The sequence below is a fragment of the Streptomyces cyaneus genome (assembly GCF_004028635.1).
In the GTDB taxonomy this organism is placed as follows: domain Bacteria; phylum Actinomycetota; class Actinomycetes; order Streptomycetales; family Streptomycetaceae; genus Streptomyces; species Streptomyces cyaneus.
The window spans coordinates 566,458-586,353 of the sequence record NZ_RQJW01000003.1 but is presented as its reverse complement, the minus strand read 5'-3'; the positions used below and the strand labels follow the sequence as shown (position 1 = coordinate 586,353).

The following is a 19,896-nucleotide window of genomic DNA, read 5'->3' as shown; positions in this document are numbered from 1 at the left end:
CGCCAGGTCGGCTGCGGCGAACAGATCGTTAAGCGTCGGCCGGCCGGCTTCGGCCGTGGGCTGCTCCGCGGGCTCGGGGACAGTGTCGGGAACGGACGCCTGGGTGTCGGACTCGGTCAGTTGGTCGTCGGCCTGATTGTCGGCAGACTCGTCCGCAGCCCGTTCTGCCGCCCGCTCCGCCGTCTCCGCGGTATCCAGTGGTGCCTTGCCGCGGCCGGTGACCGTGCTGCCGGACGACTGGCCGGTCTGGGGCAGGACCTGACGGACCAGTGCGCCACGGTTGTCGAAGTGCCACTCGGCCGTGGTGCCCTGGTGCTGGCCCGTCAGCGGGACGGTGACGGTGAGGCGGTCCGGGAAGCGGGCGAGGCGTGCGCCCTCGACCGGGTCGCCCTGGCGGTCCAGGAGCTGAAGTGGGCCTTCGATACCGGCCGGTTGCCGCAGCCGGACCACGTGGTCGAGGCCCGGCAGCTCCAGTTCGCGGTACTCGAAGCGGTTGGCGGAGTCCAGGTACAGGTTGCCCTCGGGGCCCTGGATGACGAACCCGCCGCCCTCACGCGGCAGCACTGTCCGGTCCGGGACGACCTCACCGGCGGTATCCACCAGCTCCAGTCGCGAGGACGCCGGGGACGTCTCGGTCGCCGGGGTGTCGGTCCGCCGCAGCCGGTATCCGGCAAGCGGCCCGGCGTCGCGCAGCGGCTCCTCCACCACCCGCACCCGCGTCGCCGGATCGGCGGCGGTGAGAGCCTCGCGCGCGTCGTCCACCGGGTCGTAAGCGTCTTCGTCACCGTCCTCCGTGTGGGGCGAAGCGTCCTCGTGTTCCGCGACCGGAGTCGCGGTCGCGGTCGCGTGCCCGGACTCGACCCGCACGGACTCCGGCTGCCGCGCACCGAGCCGCTCGAACAGCACCCGGGGCGCCACGCCGTCCTGCCCCGGGAGTACGACCCGCACGCCGCCCTCGGTGGTCTCCAACAGCGCGTGGTCGAACCGTCCGCCGGTGAAGGCGACCGTCCTGCCGTCGTCGCCGACACGGACGGCGATTCCGGAGCGGTGGTCGAACTTCCAGTAGCTGCCGGGGAGTTCGCCGTGGGCGTCCGGTGCGGCGACGATCTCCTCCAGGTGGCGCCCGGTCTCTGCGTCGACCACGATCCGCTCCAGCGGCGCGGCGCCGGCCCTGGTGGGCACGAGGGCCACCCGCTCGCCGCCCAGGTCCTCCACCCGGTACAGCGCCGACAGCTCGCCCGCCGCGTCCAGCAGTTGCGGTGCCCCGCCCGGCCGGAACATGTCGAACCGCAGAGACCCGAGCCCGTCCGCGAGCGGCAGGTCCTTGGCGATCACCCTGCCGTCGGCGAGGTAGTGCAGCCACCGGCCGGTGTCCTTCTCCAGGACGCTGAACTCCGCCTGCCGGCCCTCCCGCAGGTCATCGGGGGCCTGACGGATCTCGAATCGATCCGTCGCCGCGTCGTCGCCGAGGAGGCGGTAGCGCGTGGCGGTCCGGCCGTCCTCCTGCCGGACGTGCTCGACGGCCACCTTCAGCCCGCGCAACTCCCTGGATCCGAAGCCCGGGACGGCCTCGTGGTACCCGACCTCGTGCCGCTCACCACGGAACCGTGTCACCAGGCCCGTGGGTCGGTGCACGACCTGATGGCCGCCGCCGTCCATCGCCGTGATCGTGAAGTCCGGGTTCGAGCGGCCGCGTCGCCGGGCGCCCAAGTGGTCGGTGAGGGCCTGACGCGCGTCGTCCACCGGGTCGTAGGCCGCGACTCCCGGGCCGCGCACCAGCTCGTCCGGGAAAAGACCGTCCGGCGTGATGTGGTCGCGCAGCTCCTGCTCGGTCAGCGGGGCCAGGTGACGGTATCGCTCCCAGTTGTCCTGGTACCGGAAGCCGAGCGCACGGTGCCCCGCCCGGCGCGCCCACTTGTCCGCCCCCATGAGGATCTCGTGCAGCGTGTGGTGACCGGCCGAGAGCATGTCGCCGACGATGGCGAGCCGAATCCATCGCAGGTCCAGGTCCGCGCCCCAGACACGGTTGGCCGCCTCGGCCTCCTTCAGGAAGATCTGGGTCGTACCGGAGACCCCGGTGGCGATGAGTCCACCACTGCGCTGGGCCACCGCGTGCAGCCCCTCCCCGAACACCTTGTCGTCGAACGGCGCCCGATCGCCGTCCTCGCCCAGCGGCAGGAACCGTATGCCGGTCTTCTCGGCGCCGCTCTTCCACGAAGTCCCGCCGCTCGACCAGGCGTCTTCCAGTTCGCTCAGCGGGACGGTCTCCCGGTACGCGGTGTGGGCCGGATCGGGCACCGTGGGGTTCTTGTCCTCCCAAAGCGCCTCGGCTTCCTTCCCGCCCCGGATGTCCTCGAAGTCGATGCCGAGGCTGTGCGGGATGGCGCCGTTGTAGCTGCCGTTCATCAGGAAGCCCATGTGCTCACGGACATTGCCGTGCAGCACGACCTGCTCCGCGAGTTCCGCACCCGGGCCCACGGCACCGACCGATGTCCGGCGGTTGGTGGCGAACTGGAACCGCTCTGCGGGATCCGCGTGCTCCCAGGCCAGACGGACGAACTCCGCGACCTGCTCCCGCACCTCGGGGTGCTGCACCAGATAGTCGCCCAGCCTGCGTTCGAAGCGCTCGGCCTCCCTCTGGTAGGCCAGTCGCTCCCGGTCGGCCCGGTTCGGCGGGACGTGCGCGACCGCCTCGTCGCCGGCCTGCGCACCGACGTGCTCGGAGTGCAGCCAGGCGACAGAACCGTCGCCGGTACCGGGCCGCTCGAACAGGACCACGGGCGCCTCACCGTCAGCACCCGGCCGCACCACGCGCAGCCTGCCGTCGTCGGAGACCTCCAGCAGGCCGTGGTCGAGTGCGCCGCCGACAGGGCTTCCGTCCTCGCCCAGGCGCACGGCCGTCCCCGAGATGTAGTCGAACTCCCAGGCCCGGTAGCTGAGGAGTTCGCCGCGCTCGCGCGGCGCCGCGACGGTCTCGGCCAGCACGCGCTGACTCCCGGTGTCGACCGTGAGCCGGGCCTCCTCACGCCCCGAGTGATCCGTGCGGATCAGCGCCATCCGGCCGTCGTCCAGGGTCTCGGTGCTCAGCCGCAGGTCCAGCGGCCCTTGCGAGCCGAAGAGGTTCACCTGCCCGTTCTCACCGAGCCTCGCGAACAGCGGGTCCCCTTCGTTCGGCACGCGCTCGTCGGCCGCCCCCAGCCGCAAGGGCATGTCCCGCGCCACCAGTCGGGCACCACGGCTGTAGTGATGGCGCATGCCCGTTCGCGAGTCGGAGACGGTGACAGCGGCCTCCGCATCACCTTCCATGTCCGCGGGCACCGGCCCGATGGTGAACCGCTCCAGCGCGGCGGGGGAGCCGTCCAGTTCGGGCCGGTTCGATGAGGTGCCGCCGCCCACGACGAGCCGCAGATCGCCGATCTCGCCAGCGTCCCCGATGCCCGCCAGCGGCAGGCTCTCCCGGACCGGCTTGCCGTTCGGCTGGAATGTGTACAGCGCCGTCGCGTCACTGCGCGATCCGGGCACGGCGACCTCGACGGTCACGCTGAGCTCCCGTCGGATCGTCACCGGCAGGTCGATCCGCTCACCGCTGTCCTGGTCCACCAGGCGCAGCGCCTCCGGCTCGCCCAGGGGCGCGTCGATCCGCACCATCCGGTCGCCGCCCGGGAGCCCGAGCGGGAAGCCGAACGATCCGGGACCGACAGACAGTCCACGGCCTGTCGTCGCGACGTCTCCCAGCGGAGCGCGTTCGAAGACGAGGGACTGATCCGGTCCACCCAGCAGCCTGAGGCCGCCCTCCCGGTCCGTGACCACCGAAACGTTCGAGGAGCCGTCCTCGGTGACCGGATGCCCCGTCCGGTCCCGGCGCACGGCCGAGGCGCGCTGGTGGTCGATCTCCCAGAAGCCGGTGATCCTCCCGCGCTTGTCGCGGATCGCGACGGTCTCCCTCAGCAACTCGCCGGTGAGCCCGTCGACTTCCAGGTGCTCGGCAGAGTCGGCCGGTGCACCCGAACGCACCAGGCCCACTGTGCCGCCGTCCAGGAGAGTCGCGCTCCAGTTCTGCGACGGCGAACCGTACTCGTCCTGCACCTCGGGTGTTTCGCCGGGGCGCGTCGCGTCGTGGACAAGACGGCCCAGTCCGCCTCGCACACTGATCTGACGATCCATCACAACAGCGGTGTGGTCGAGCGTGTAGCGGTGGCCGTACGCATCGTCGACGATCTCGAGCCAGCCCTCCGGGAGCCCGCTCTCCTGGTGCTCTCGGGCGAAGAACCGGGCGTTCGCCCCTTCTCCGGGCTCACCCGCCAGGTCGTTGCGCAGTGCTTCCTCGCCGTCCTCGTCCAACTCCCGTTGCACGACGACCTTCAGGGCGGCCATCTCCGGCGGCGCGTCCACCAGCCGGAACTCGCGCGACGTCCATTCGAGCCTGCCGTCGATCAGGTCGAACGTGGTGCGCAGCCCCGCATGCACCGCGGCGACACCGCCGCCCTCCAGCGCGGAGACGGTGACGCCGTCGACATCCGTACCCCGCGACTCCTCGGGCGTGTCGAGCCACTTCCGCGCCGCGGCGGACGCGTCCTGGAGCAGTTGGTCGTAGACGGCGTCCCGCTGTTCGAGCGCCCTGTCCTGATCGCCGGAATCCACGCCCGCCCCGCCCGACCGCGTGTCCACGACCAGTCGCTCGACCGCGTCGAGGCTCTCGCCGGCCCGGTCGAAGTCCGCGTAAGCCGTTTCAGCGTGCGCCGTTTCAGCGTGCGCCGCTTCCTCCTGCGCCGTTTCCTCGTGCCCCGTTTCCTCGTCCGGAGTCAGTACGACATCGACCGCCCCCTCGGACGGCACGTCGGTCACCAACTCCCGCACGGTGTCCGGCTGTTCGGTCGGCGCCAGCCACTCACTCAGGTCCGCGTCCGACGGGAGCATGAAGTACAGGCCGTCGGGGACGGTCACCCGCAGCTGTCCGTTGCGTCCGGTCAGGATCAGGCCGACCGTGGCCTTGTAGTAGTGATACGGCTGCTTCGCCCGCTCCCGGTTGGTCTCGTCGACATCCTCGGCCTCACCCGAAGCCTCCTGGCTCCGTTGCCACCCGTAGGTGTACGGGGCACGGTTGATGAACCTGGGGCCCTCCTCCGGGTCCTTGCCGCCCTCCAGACCGGCCCCGAAGAACCACCCGGAGGACTCCTTGACGGGATCCTTCTCCGCCTCGTGACTCTGCACGTAGTGACGGGCCTTGAAGACGGCGGGGTCGGCCGGGCCGATGCGCGCGACGCCTCGCACGTCCATGCCGATGGTGACGCCGTGCTTGCCCACCCGCATCACGTACTCGTGCTTCAGCAGCTTCTCGAAGCTCGCCCGCAGCATGTTCTCGCCCGTGTAATGGGCGTACACCGCGCCGGCCGCGATCTGCGGCCCGGGGACGTTCCAGGTCGCCGGGGCCAGGGCCGCCAGGTTCTCGCGCTGCACCCGCGAGGGGGCCGCGGCCAGCGCCGCCCACTGGTGCACCGCCGCGTGCGCGGGCAGCGCCCACGGGTGGCCGTCCTCCAGCAGCCGGTCCAGCAGGGGCGTGGGCGTCGTACTGGCGGACGGCTGCTGATCGCCGACGGCCGGTACCCACTCCGGGTCGGTGCCAAGGGCGCGGGCCGGTGCGGGCGGAAGCTCGCCGGGGGTGACCAGGTGACCCGGGACCAGCAGGCGCACCTCGCCGGACACGGTGCCGGCATCGGCATCGGCGTTGGCGTTCTCCGGCTCCGGGAAGCTCTTGACGAACGTCTGCTGCGCCTGCCACCACGCGGCAGCGTCCTGCTGGTGCCCGGTCCAGCCGGCCACCGCCAGCGCGGTGCCGCGCACCAGGCCGAGGGGAGCGCGCAGTACGTCGGGCAGCTCGTGCGCGAGACCCATCCGTACGTGGAACGTCAGCTCGTGGGCGAACTCGACGGAGCCCTCCCGGGTCTGCGCCCGGTAGATCTCCATCTCCTTCTCGGACTTCTCGTGCCCGGTCTCCGTGCCCCGCTGGTAGCCGGCCTCGATCTCCGGGCCGACATGGATCCCCTCGCCGAACAGGGCACGCCCCACGAAGGCGGCCTGCCAGCCGAAGGACGTCGACGTCGACGTGCCGGTCGCCCGCACCGCCTGGTTGCGCAGCGTCAGCCGTACGTCCGGCCGGTCGAGCTGTTCCCGCGGCGGTCCCGCCTCGGCGGTGGCGTGCACCCACAGGTAGCGGGCGCCGAAGGCGGACGGGACGGCGAGCCAGCGCGACACGCCGCCGCCCGTCAGCAACGCGTACTGGCTGAGCAGGGCCTCGGAGGAGAAGGACTTCTCCAGTTCGCGCAGCAGCAGGTTCGGCCGGTACCCGTCGCCGCGGTCCCGTATCAGGCCCTGCTCGCCGAGCCACCCCTTCATCAGGTCCAGCACACCGTCGGCACGCAGCACCTCGGCGTGCGCCACCCCCGGCAGGAGTACGGGGTCCACGTGGCCCGTCGGCTCCTGCGGCACCGCCACGGTCATGTCCGCCGGCATCGGCAGGCCCAGATCTGCGATCCGCCGCTCGGGTACCAGGAACTCCATTCCGTCCGCGACGTGGACGACCTGCGTCGTGCTGGACATGTGGCGGCCGGCGCCGGTCACCCGGTCTACCAGGCCGGGGCTCTTCCACCGGAACACGGTGAGTTCGAACACCGGATCCGCGCGGTAGGTGTGGGTGGTACCGCCGTAGGTGGCACGGGTGATGCCCACCGGGCCCGCGCTCGTGCTCCGCTCACTGCCGCGACCCCACTCCCAGCCCGCCTTGGCGGTGGTCGTGACCTTGGCGTGCCCCCACGTCGCTTCCTTGTCACCGGCCTCGATACGCAGACCGGTACCGGCGTTCAGGCCGACCGAGCGCTCCTGTCCGCTGCCGCTCTCGTGCTGTGCCTGCCCCTGCGAGTACTGCTCGATCTCCACCTCCTCGCCCTGCTCGGCATGGGCGGTGAGGTGCCTCGGCTCGGCGACGACCATCCGGACGCGGAGCATGTGGTGCCAGCCGCCGGCGGTGCTGGGCAGGTCGACCCGCAGGCCGCTCGGTCCGACCAGATCCGCGAGGCGGGCTGCCAGTTCCGTGGACGAGAAGGTCCGGTGCAGCTCCGCGGGCCAGTTCCCCCAGTCCTCCAGCCAGCTCTCGGGAAGCCCGTCGGCCCGCTGGAACAGCCGTGCCGCGGCGAGCGGCAGGTCGCGGGGGGTGAGGAAGGCCGGGAAGACGCCGGCGACGTTGCCGGGACGGAAGCCGGTCGTCGGCTGCGGCAACGCGTCCAGCTCTCGCACCTGACCCACCGCGCCAAGGGTGTCCGCGGTGACCGGCTGCGCCGGGACGTGCTGGTGCGGCACGACGATCCGCGCCACCACGTCGCCGGGCCGGTCGATCCACCACCGCTGCGGCGAGTGGCCGGCCGAGCGCACCGACAGCTCGTAGACGACGTTGTAGTCGTGCTCGTCGACGGAGCCGACGGTCTCCGTACGCCGGTACGACTTGGCGCCACCGGCGAACTGGCTGCTCCGGCTGGACCCACCGCCGATCGAGAAGCCGAAGTTGCCCAGTTGCAGGCGAAGGATCTTCTTCAGCTGCACGGACACCCGGCCGCCCAGCTGGAAGTCGACGCTCCAGGAGGTCGCCCGGCTGCCCGTCGTCGCGGCGCTCTCCAGCGCCCGGGCGTTGACGATCATCGGGTAGGCGTCCACGTCGGTCCGGCCGTGGATCCGCTCCAGCAGCCGTGCTCCCACCGACACGGTGTACGTACGGCCGCCCAGGGTGATGTCGTGCGTCACGCCCGCCAGCAGCCGCGGCAGGTCGCCCTCCAACGCCGGGCGGTCGAACCACGCGACCAGTTCGTCCTGCGCCTTCGACCAGTCGGGCGAACGGCCGCCCGTCAGCTGTCGGTGCAGCGTCGCCAGCGCGGTGCGGACCTGGGGGAGCACCAGCTCCGAGCCGGGCAGGGCGATGGCCATGCCGAAGCCCTGACCGAGCCGGGACGCCAGCGCGAGCGGCTCGCGCGGATGCGGCGGCGGCGCGTTGTCCCGCCAGGTGTCCAGCCTGGCCGGCCTCTGGTACGCGGACTCCGGCAGTCCGACCCCGTGGTCCGCGGCCAGGACCAGCAGCCGCACCACGTTCGGCTGCGCGTCGACGGGACCGTCCAGGGCGGGCGCCTGCGTTCGCAGCGGCGGTGCGTCCTCGCCCAGCAGCCGCTGCTCGAAGTCGGCGGCCTCCCTGCCGGGGACGCCGAGCTCCGCGTCGACGACGTGCTCCACGGGGGCGATGCGGTGGCTGCCGGACTCGACCTCCGCCTCCACCGTCACCCGCAGCCCTGCCCGGTAACGGGCCTGCTCGCTGGTCGCGTTCAGGACGGTGTGGCTCATCGCCACCTCGGCCAGACCATGCCCGGCGTCGCGGCTTCGGTCGTACGTCAGCGCGGCGGAGGGCATGAAACGGACCTCGCCCTTGGTTCCGCCGCCGCTGGCCACGCCGAGCGACAACCGCCCCTTGTCCATCCGCGAACGGGCGGTGGTGATGCCGATACCGGAGTCCTCGCGCACCGCGACCCCGGGGGCGTCACCGAGGTACTGCAGGTCGTGGATCCGCGCCCGGATGGTGAAGCGGCCACGGAACCGGGCCCCGCCCGCGCGGACGTCCACCCGGCTGGTCAGCACGCCGTTGCCGAGCAGGTACCGGCTGCGGTTGCGGGCCGACTTCTCGTTGAGGCGGGACAGCACCGTCTCCGCGATCTGCCGCACCGCCTCGGCGGGCAGCCCCGCGGAGCGCAGGTTGCGTCGCAGCCGGGCCGCCACCGGCTCCAGGTCGATGGCGTTGAGCACCTCGCGGGCGTGGTGCGGGTGGGCCACACCGGTGCCCTGTCGGGTGGGCTCGTCCGCCGTCTCCAGGCGCGGCCCGCCCGGCCGGGTGAAGTCCGAGGGCAGGTCCACCGTCACCGCGGCCGGTACGACCAGCGACTCGTCCCCGGAGAGGTACGGGCGCCGCTCGCCGTCCACGTAGACGCGCAGGTGTGCCCCGCCGGCCAGGAACCGGAGCATGTCCCGCACGAAGACCTTGCGGCCCGCCACCACGCTGCGTTCGAGTTCCGTGGCCTGCTGGCGGCTCCACTGGCCGCCGACCAGCGGGATCGCGGGCAGCAGGGAGCCGGCGCCCTGGGCGAGCGACACGGCCGTGAGCGGGACGATGTCGGCGCCGTGCGGCCGTTCGACCGCGGTCTTGGTAGTGGCCGACTGCCCGGCGAACGACACCTTGTACTCGCGCACCGCCGTATCCGCCCCGGGATCAGCCGGTGCGGGCGTGAGCTGCTTCAACACCGGCCGCACCCACACCAGTTGATCCCCGGCCGCCACCAGCAGGCCCTGTTGCAGCGCCCGGTCCCAGACGGCGGCGGGGGTGGCGGAGTGCGCGCCCTCGCCGGCCAGCAGCTTGCGTATCGCGTCGTGGATGCCGTCGATCAGCTCGGTACTGTCCCCGGGCCGCGTCACCTCATAGGTGATCCGCTCCGCCCACTGCCGCGCCGTGTCCTCGTCGAACGCCTGGGCGTCATGGACGGTCACCTCACCCAGAGCGCCCCGCTCCACGTACCACGGCACTTCGGCGGCGGGCACGTCTTGCGCGGCTTCCTGCGGGTCGGCCGGGCGGCTTGCCGAGGTGGAGGCGACCGCGGGTGTGGGGGCGAGCACCTCCTCGGACGCGGGCGCCTGCTGCGCCGTGTCGGTCTCCTCGGGCTCGCGGTCTGGGACTTGCTCCGTGATGTGGGTTCGTTTGGGCCCGCGGGTGTCGTCCGGGGCGAGGTCTTCGTCCGTGCGGCCGCGCTTGCGCGCAGGGGCCTCGACCGGGGCGACGGACTCCGCCGTGCCGGCCGGCTGCGGCGTTGCCCTCTCCTCGGGCTCGCGGTCCGGGATTTCCTCCGTGGTGTGGGTTCGTTTGGGCCGGCGGGTGTCGCCCGGGGCGAGGCCCTCGTCCGTGCGGGCGCGCTTGCGGGCACCGACCCCGCCCGGTGCGAGGGGCTCCGCCGTCGTATCGCCCTCGGTACGCACGTCCTGCGCATCGCGTACGTCCCCCGGTGTGCGCGTCGCCTCGGTCGCGCTCGGCTCTTCCGCGGCCCGGACCTGCTCCGCGGCGGCGGAAGGGTGCCCGGAGTCGCGTACCTCCTCGGCCGTACCCGGTTGCGCCACCTCCCGCTGGGGTGAGGTCGCGAGGAGGTCGGCCAGCGTCGGGCTCGGGTGGCTGATGCTGATGACCGCGCGGCGCAGGGCCGCCGGGCCGTCGGCGGGGCTCGTCCCGAGCGGGTACTCGCGGCCACGTGACGTGACGACGACGGGGAAGTCGGCGGCGTGCAGCTCGGGCGGTGCTCCCGCCGCCCGCAGGTGCTCGCGCAGGCGCTCGGTGAAGGCCTCGGCCACCGCCTCCGCCCGCTCCTCGCCCCGCCGGATGGCCCGGCCGTAGTGGGGCCGTCCGAGCGCGGTGCCGTTGCCATGACCGCTGATGGACACGACGGGCAGCCGCTGTCCCCGCTCGAAGGCAGCCACACCCTCCTGCGCGGTGCTCGCCGCGAGTGCGTCGACGGCTCGCCGGGCGTCGGCGGACAGTTGGTGCGAGCCGCCCTCGAAGCGGATGTGCCGGGTGACCGGCTGCGGGGTCCGTATCTGCCGGGCCGCGCGGTCGAAGTGGTACGCCACCTCGGTGTCCGGATCGGTCACCCGGAAGCCACCGGGCCCCACCTCGGCGTGCGACCCCGCCACGGCGTCGCCCTGCGGTAGGAGCCGGGCCGCGCGCAGGGCGCCGTCCGGTGCGAACCGGAGCCGTACGCGCTGACCGGCGAGCGCATTGCCCCGGTACGTGGTCAGCGGCCGTTCCATCGACTCCAGCACCCGGTCGGCGTCGTAGTGCCAGGTCACCGGGCCGTCGGCCAGGCCGTCGGCGTGCACCACCAGCCCGCCGTCCGCCGTCTGCTCGACCCGCAGGTCGATGCCGGACACCGTGGACAGCAGCCGTCCCGACTCCGAGTCGACCCGGATGACGTGGTCGGTGCCGGGCAGCGCGATGTCCTCGTGCTCGGCGACGGGTTCCAGTCGAGAAACGGCACCGCGCGTGATCGTCGGCGCTTCGGGTGCCGCCGTGGCCGGTACCGCTTGACGTGCGTCGGTCCCGGCGGTCTGGGGCCCGGAGGCCTGTGCGGCCGGTGCGGACGCGACGGGGCGGTCTGCCAGGTCCGAGCGGCCGGAGACGGGATCGAGGGCACCCGTCTCCCGCGCCGAGGCCGACCGGATGCGGTCGAGCAAGTCGAGGACCCGTGCCAGCTGCGGACCCTGCTGCCGCGCGCCCAGCGCCTCGGTGATCCGGCCGTGTACGGCGGTGGCGAAGCCGCGGTACTCCTCGTTCTTGGCCGGGGTGGTGGTGAAGTCGCCGATCTTGAACTCGTAGTCGTTGACTATCTCCTCGCGCTTGTCGCGCAGTTCGGTGAGGGCGAGGCGGACCTCGCGCGGCGGGTCCTCCTTCAGCGCGGCATTGACGAGCCCCTTTTTGAGGGCGTCGAAGCCGGAGCGGATCGCGAACCGCTCCTCCATGAGCTCACGGTGGAACCGGCCCAGTTGCCGGTCGGCGGTCCTGCGCTGGCCCCGCAGGGTGGGCTGCGCCCCGGTGAGGCGGTACGCCACCGGCCGGTCCGACGGGTTGCCTTCGCCGAGGTGCTGATACTCGTCGTGGATCGTCTGCGCGATGCGCACCTGGGTGGCCGAGGGGCTGACGTAGTCGCGGACGAACGCGTCGATGGCCTCCCGCTTGTCGGCACGGTCCTCGACACCTGCCTTGAGGTGCTCGGGGGCGTGCCGGTCGAAGAACGCCTCCACCTGCTTCCTCGACAGGTGCTTGTCCCCGCGTTCGCGCAGGCTGGGGTTGTTGTAGTGGGCCGCGACGACTTCTCGGAGCGTCCTCGCCATCTCCTTGTACCTGGCGGGATCGAGGAAGTTGTTGCCCTCGACGAAGACGGGGTAGTCGGGCATGCCCTCGCTCGGGACGCCGAGCCTGCCGCGGAGTTCGCCGAGGGGCCGGACATCGCCCCAGGAATCCGGACGGCCCTGAGTCTCGCCGTCGGTGTACGTGCGCAGCGAATTGGGCAGCGCGGTCTGGCGGAGCAGTTCGAGGGAGCGGGGGTTCCTGATGCCGAACTGGTTGGACGCGTACGGCTTGTCGACGTTGAGGTCGTCCGGGACCTCGCCGTCCTGGTACGCGGAGGCCGCGGCCTGGTGCTCGGTGACCGCGCCACGCGAGATCTCGTTGGCGGTGCGCAGCGGCACGAGGAAGGACCGGATCATCGGCTCGGTCGCCGCGGGGTCGGTCCCGTACTTGTCGATCCACTTGATCTGGCGCAGGGGCTGGCCGATGCTCACCCAGAACACGTTGTCGGTGTCCTTGAGGGCGCCGGTGTGGATCTGGACGATGCCGTTCCCGTCCAGACCGACGTCCTTGAACGGCGGTTTCTCGACGCCCAGTGAGTCGCCGAACACAGCCGTGTAGATGGGCACATACGGTTCGCCCTCGACCACGACGACTTCGGGGATGTCGCGGTGGACGACACCGGCCCCCCTGGGGGCCGTGACACGGCTCGCGCTCACGTACTCCGTGCCGGGGACGGCCATGGCCGGCCGGTCGGTGTCGAAGGCGTTCAGAGCCCGGTGCGCCGCGTTGACCGACTCGTCGGCGTACTGCGTCTCCGGCAGGGTGTCGATCAATCGCCGGGTCTCCCGGACCCAGTCCGCCCGGTGCTGCGGAGCGACACCGTCCAGGAACGTGCCGATGCTCTGCCGCAGTCGCTCGGGATCAGGGTGGGGCCTGACCACCATGCTCTTCAGTTCGTCGCGGAACTGCCCGAACCGCTCGTGCTCCGCGGGGTCCACCGGGGTCTGGCGGGCACTGGTCGCGGTCGTCCTCGCCGCGGTCGCGCCCGTCAGGGGGTGGTCGCGGACGACCGGGCCGGAGTCCACGGTGTTCTCGATGGCCGCCAGGTACTCCGGCGGAACACCCGGGGAGGGTGCCTCGACGACGTCGGCCATGATGCCGCTGCCGCTGGACTTCGCGGCGCTGTTGCGGAAGACCGAGTCCGCCGCGTAGTAGGTGTCCGGCAGACCGGTGAAGTGACCGAACTCGTGCAGGCCCAGCAGGTCGTTGAGCTGCTGCCGCCGCACCAGTTCGTCGGGGCCGAGCTCGGGAGCCTCGCTGTGCATCCGCAGGTGCAGCTGGTCGGAGCGGCCGGGCTCGGGCGACATGCTGAGCTCGATCGCCTCGGGGTGGTCCGGGACATGGCTCAGGTCGAGGTCGATGTGGAGCTGGTCGCCCGAGCGGGGAAGCCGCAGGCCGGTGTTGAAGTGGCCGTCCAGCGCCTGCCGCCAGCGGGCCTCGAACTCCCTGAGCATGTCCTGGTGGAAGCCGTCGCCGAACCGCACCGGCAGATGCAGGCTCAGGTTCCGCACCCAGCGGCCGTCCTCGGCCTGGATCCGGCGCACCCAGGCCCGGATGAGGGTGCTGCTGCCGGGCAGCGTGCCGTCGCCGGCCGGCCGCCCCCGCTCGGGGTCGAAGCGCTCGGTCCGCAGCTCGCTGCCGACCGCGTCGGCCCGGCGGTGCCGCCACTGCTCGGGCCGCACCGGATCCGCCGCCGGAAACACCAGCTGCTGCGACGGGTAACCGACCCCGCTCCGTTCGGCCGATGCCCCGGCCGGCGCCTGCGAGGTCCGTCGATCCCCTGTGCCCAGGAGACCCTCCGCCGTACCGCCCTCGCGCCGGCCCTTCGCCAGCCTCTCGGCCAGCTTCATGCCTTCGTAGTCCCCCCGACCGGGACCGCCGTGCAGGTGGATCTCCTGCGCCACCCGCATGGTGTGCCAGTACTGCTCGGGATCGCGTTTGAGCAGCGTCGGACTGATCAGGCGGTGCCCAGCCACGGAGTTCAGGGGTTCGTCGACCACCAGATCGAACGGGTTGGACCTCCGGGTGACGAAGACGGCGCTGTCCCAGAGCTGGTGAGACTTCCGGAGCGTCATCTCGGCCAACTGCTGGGCGAACCGCCGCAGTTCCTCCGGCACCTCCACCGGCCCCGACACCGGTGTCTCGGCGGCCATGGCGGTCCTGCCCCGCTCCAGGATCTGCTCGACCTCCTGGACGGTCACCGGCCTCGTCACCTCGGTGTTGACGGAGGTCGGGTCGAACCTGGGGTTGGCGGTCCACTTGCCCCTGATGTGCTTGTGCTGCGCGTCCTTGATGTACTGCGCCTGCTTGATGAACTGCGGGCGGATACCACCGGGGAACGCGATCTCGTGCTCTTCGGTGTGCGGGTTCCCGGCCTTCGCGCGTTCCACGTCGGCACCGAAGTCCTCGGGCAGATCGTCGAACCGGTGGTCCTTGAGTGTCTCGTTGACGTCGATGCCGCCCGGAGCGTGGATCTCGTACCTGAACTTCGCGGGGTGGGTGTAGTTGTCGTCCTTCGACGTGCTGACGAACATCGAAGGGCCCCACGCGACGACGTACTTCGCCATGTCGGCGTTCTCGGTGCTCTTGGACGCGAAGCCGTGCTTGAAGACGACCTTGGGCGGCCTCAGGTCGTACCGCCACAAAGGTTCGTAGGAGTCGCGCCAGACGACGCCCTCCGGACGCAGACCCGTGAGGTCCAGCGTGCGGTCGACGGCCGCGGCGAGCCGGTCCGGCACGATCAGCGACTGGCCGCGCGGCGCTCCGTCCTCGCCGAATTCCCAGCGGAGCCGCGTCTCCTCCTGCCCCGGCACCGGGAGGGTCACCGCCATCCCACCGTCCCCCGTGCGCCGGATGTCCGCTCCCGGCACCGGAGAACCGTTCCTGTCGATCAGCCGCGGCGCGTTGACCACACCGGACGGAGTGTCGAACCGCGCGACATGGGGGATCCCCGGTAGCGGCACGTCCCGGTACTTGAAACCGCCGTCCGCCGCGAAATGCAGTTCTTCCCCGGTGCCGGTGCCGGTGCCGGTGCTGGTCACGATGAAGCTTCCGTCCGCGCCGGTCCGTACCGAGCGGTCGGGGAGCGGCAGACCGTCGGGGCCCACGAGCTCCAGCCGATCCGGGGTCGCGGAGGTCGCGTCACCCGGGACCCGCATGATCCGCGCCCCCTGCTCCGACAAGGCCCCGGCCCCGAGCAGGGGCAGCTCCGCCGGCCCCTCGGACGCGCGCGCCTGACCGCCGAGGGTGGCCGCACCCGACGCGTCCGTGGTCGAGCTTTCCCCGGACGACCGGGCCTCGACAGAGGCGCCGCGGACGTCAACTCGCTGTTCCGTGGGCGTTCCGGCCTCGTCGAGCCGGGTCGGGCCGTCGCCCGGGAGCGCCAGATCCACCGTCGGGCGGCCGGAGGCACCACCCCGCAACATCTCCCGTACGACATCGACGCCGCGCTCTGCGGCCAAGCCCTGGGCGACCTCGATGGCCTTCGCGATGCGGTCCGGCGCTCCCTGGTTCTCGTGCAGGTTCTGCGCCACGCGCATGGTGGACCAGAACTGCTGGGGATCACGCTGCTGCATGCCCTCGCCGGGGCGGCCGAAGGCCAACGGGAAGGGGTTGTGCTGCGCGGTGACGCGAGAGGCATCCTCCCAGAGCTGACGGGCCGTCGGCTCGTCCAGCTTGCCGAACTGCTGCTCGGCGAAGCGGCGCAGCGATGCGTCGGGCGCGACGTCGCGGACGTTCTGTTCCGTCTGTTCCGTCGTTCCGCCTTGGACGTCCCGCACGCCCGGCACGTCGGGGGCGTTCTGCCGCAGCTCGGTCGTCGAGGGCTCCTCGGCCTGCGTCGTGGGGCGCACCCCGTCGGCCTGCCGCCGGTCCGGGGAATCGCCGGTCTGCGGACCGGGCTGCGCCGAGGACGGCGTCGCCGAGGTGTCCTGGGCGGGCGTGGGGACGGAGTCCTGGCGCTCGATCTCCGCGAGGGTCCGCTCGAGGTCTTCGATCTGCGGGACACGCGAGGGCATGGTGGCCCGGTCGACGCGTGGACCGGATGTCGGCGCGGCGGGCAACTCCGTTTCGGCCGCGGGACGTGAACGCTGGGCCTGCGTCACGTCGGACCCGGGACGAGGCGCGGAGGGCTCGACACGCTGCGGCTGTGCCTGCCGGGACGTCTCCGGCCGCCCCTGGACGGCCGGGGCATCGCCCGGACGAACCAAGGGACTCACCGGTGCACTGGGCAGCCCCTCGATCTCGGAGGCGATCCGGTCGGCCGCCTCCTCGGACAACGGCACGCGCGGCTCGTCCCCGACGGGGCGCTGCTCGGACGGGACCGTGGCATCGGGCCTGACACCGGTACCCGGCAGGTCCGACAGCGGATCGGGCCGCCCGGCCGTCGACGGCTCCGGCCGGGTGGTCGGTGCGTTCGGCAGGGCGGCGGGCTGGGCGGTGTCGGCGCCCGGCACGGTTTCCGGCCTGGCGTTGGGGGCGCTGGGCAGGTCGTCGAGCTCGTCCAGGGTGAACGAGGTGTGCTCGTCGGGCTCCTGGTGCAGGAACTGCCGCTCCTCCTGCGTACGTGCGAGGTCCTGCTCGGTCTGCCTGGAGATGCCTTCCTGGACCAGTCGGTCCAGCCGGCTTCCGGAGCCCGAGTCGGAACCCGTACCGCCGGAGTCCGTTCCCCCGCCGCGACCGGACCCGGCACCGGGACGGTCCGAGCCCGACGCCGGCCGTTCGATCTCCTGCTGGAGTTCGCGGCGCAGCGCGGCAGTGTTCTCGTCGGGAGTCCGCACCGTGGCCAGGCGCTGCTCCGCCCGCTCCAGTCGCTGCTGCGTCTGCTGTACGACCTCCTCCGGCGCGCCGGTCCGGCGCTGCTGGGTGAGCTGGTCGCGCAGCTGGGTGACTTCCTGCTCGTGGGTGCGGACCTGTTCCAGTCGCTGCTGCTCGCCGACCTGGCGCTGCTGCTCCCGGTCGGCGAGGTGGTCCTTGAGCTGCTGCTCGGCGGACCGCGCCTCCTGCTGGCTGTCCGCGGCCTCCATCCGCCGCATCAGCTCGGCCTCGCGCGGGTCCTGGTGCGACCCGTCGCCGCGCAGCTCCTCGAACCGCCGCATGAGGTCCGCGTTGGCCGCCGCGGCAGCCGACCCCTGGCCGCCACCAGAGGCGGCCTGCTGACGCAGCCGTTCCTCCAAGTGCCGCGTCTGTTCCTCGATCTGACGGTCCGTGTGCTGCTTGAGCTCCTGCTGTGCCTGGCGCGCCTCCTCCGGCGTCCGGGCGTTCTCCACCTGCCGCACCAGATCCGCCCGGTGGGCGTCCGCCTCCGGCGCGCCGCCCGGGTTCAGCACCGTACGCAGCTCGGCCAGCCGCCGCTCCACCGGCGTCCAGCCGTTGAACTTCGCCTGCGCGTCGAGCGCCTGCCTGCGCTCCTGCGGCGTCGTCGCGGCATCGACCCGCTGCTGCAGCACACCCTGCTGATGCACTCCCAGCTCGTGGATGACCTGGGCCCGCTCCTGCGGGCTCGTCGCGGCATCAAGCTGCTGCCGCAGCTCCGCCTCGCGCGCATCCTGCGGCGTACCGGCGTTCAGACCGTCGAGCCGCCGCAGCAGGTCCTCGTCCGCCGCCTGCGCCCGGGCATCCTCCTGCGCGTTCAGCCGCTCGGTGAACGACTGCTGCTGCTCCTCGATCTGACGATCCGTGAACTCCCTGAGCTCCTGCTGCGCCTGGCGCGCCTCCTCCGGAGTCCGCGCGTTCTCCACGTTCTGGACGAGCTGCTCGCGCTGCGGGTCGGTGGCGGGCAGCAGGCCTTCGCGCAGCTCGTTCAACTGCCGCTCCTGCTGCGTCAGTTGGTTGTGCGCGACCAGATCGCGCAGCGCCTGCTCGGTCTCCTGAGGCGTGGCCGCGTCCTGCAGCCGCTGCAGCAGCTCCTGCCCGCGCGCATCCGGCAGTGCCCGTTCGCGCAGCGCGTCCAGCCGTCGCTCCAGGTCGGTCTGGGCCGTGCCCTGGCGCACGTCGTCCAGCTGCCGCTGCATGTCGCGCTGGTTCTGGAAGTCCTGCAGCGTCTGACGGGCCTGGGACACCTCCTCCGGCGACCGCGCCGACTCCTCCTGAGCGATCGTCCGGCGCCGCATGATGTCGGCCTCTGGATCGGACTGCGTCAGGCGGTCCATGCGCTGCTGGACCTGCTGGTGCCACTCCAGGTCCTTCTGCAGCGCCTCCCGCGCGGCCGGGTCGCTGACCGTGGTCAGCTCCCGGCGAAGCTGCTCCACTCCCGAGTCGAAGGATCGCGGGCCGTTCTCCGACACCACTTCGACGGGAAGATGACGCTCTACGAAGTCGGTGTACTCCTTGAGTTGGCTGTCGACCAGGACCGGGTTGCCCGTTTGCTGCGCCTGCTCCACGGCGTCCACCTGGGAACGCCAGGCGTCCTCGTCGACGCCCAGATCGCGCAGCCGGGAGAAGCCGTTCTCGACCTGGGTGTCCACATGAGCGCGAAAGTCCGCGAGCCGCTGGACGAGAACCTGTTGTTCGACCGTCGTCCGGAAGTCCTGCAGACGCCGGCTCGTCTCGGCCCAGTCGCCCGAGCGGGCCGACTCGCGCACCGAGTCGGCCCGAGTCCGCCACTCCGACTCGGGCAGCCCGGCCGACCGCGCGATCCTGCTGAGCTCGTCTACGCGGGTCCGCACCTCCTGTCGCAGGGGAGCCAGGGTCCCGGTCGGCGCGGAGGGGAGGTCGGTGACGAGCGTGCTGGGCGAGGGGTCCGGCAGCTCCGACGGGTCGAACGGCTTGGGCGCGTCCGGCAGATCGAGGTCTTCCTCGCCGGGACGCTGACCGGTCGAGTCCTCCTCTGGCACTCGTCCCGGGGTCTCTTCGGGTACCTGGCCCGAACGCGCGGGTGTCGTGGGTGTCGTTGAGGGGGCGGGTGCCGTGGAGGTCGTGGAAGTCGTGTCGGTCGTGGGAGTCGCGGGAGTGGTATCGGTCGTCGGGGTTGTGGAGGTCGTCGGAGTCGTGGAGGACGTGGGGGCCGTTGGAGTGCCCTCGTGGCCCTCGCTCGGATTCGCGTTCTTCAGCAGGTCGGGCATGGACGGCATGTCGAACTTGGGCACACTGATGTGCTCCGGTGACACCCCGTCTCCCGCGCCGTGCCCGCCACGCCGGCCGCCGCCTTCGAGGGCCCCGCCGATCGCTTCGGAGAGCGTGCCCAGCCCGAGGTTCTGCCCGGGACTGAAGACGTTGGTCACCGCGGTCGTGGTCAGTCCGGTCAGAGCGCCGTGAGTGACATTGCCGAGGAAGGAGTCGGCGAACTTCGGGGCCAGGTGGCGCATGATCTGCCCCAGCCCCCCGCCGAGGGCCCCGCCGATCGCACCCATCTCCGCCGCGCCCTTGGTCTTGCTCAGGTCCCAGTGGGTGCGGTCGCCCTTCAGGAACTGGATGACCTGCACCGCGACATCCATGCCGACCTGCATCACGATGTTCGACAGCACCGCGATGAACAGCTCCCGCAGGATCGCCTGAACCGCGAACCGGCCCGCCGTGACCACGGCCGGAATCGCCGCCGACCCGAACAACGTGGCCGTCAGATACGCGATTTCCGCGGCCATCCACGCCAGATTCAGGATGATCATGTACTTCGCGTACTCGATCTCCAGCGCGATGTTGTCGGCCATCACACCGAGTTGCGCGGCCGACGTCGCCATCACGGGCAGGGTCGAACTCAGGGCCGTGACGAACTGCCCGAACTGTTCCGCCGGAGCCCCGGCCATGCTCTCGAACGTCGCCGCCGTAGCCGGATTGAGTTCCCCGAGGAGCTGGTTGATCTCCTGCGCCGCCGCGTTCCAGACCGCACCGAGTTCGGCGAGCTTGTCCTCGTTCCCCTTCGGGAACTCGTCCCCGACGGCGATCTTGGCGACGAATCCCAATTCCGGTGGCAGCTGGATACTCAT

At 71.9% G+C, this 19,896-nt stretch carries 1 protein-coding gene (only partly in view); it reads right to left on the bottom strand.

What is annotated here, in order from left to right; all coding sequences use genetic code 11:
- Positions 1-19,896: the 5' portion of a scabin-related ADP-ribosyltransferase gene (locus EHO50_RS11710; RefSeq protein WP_128429836.1), read on the bottom strand. 12,261 nt of this gene lie to the left of the window's left edge; 19,896 of the gene's 32,157 nt are visible here — the first part of the coding sequence; it begins with the start codon at positions 19,894-19,896; its stop codon lies off the left edge, out of view.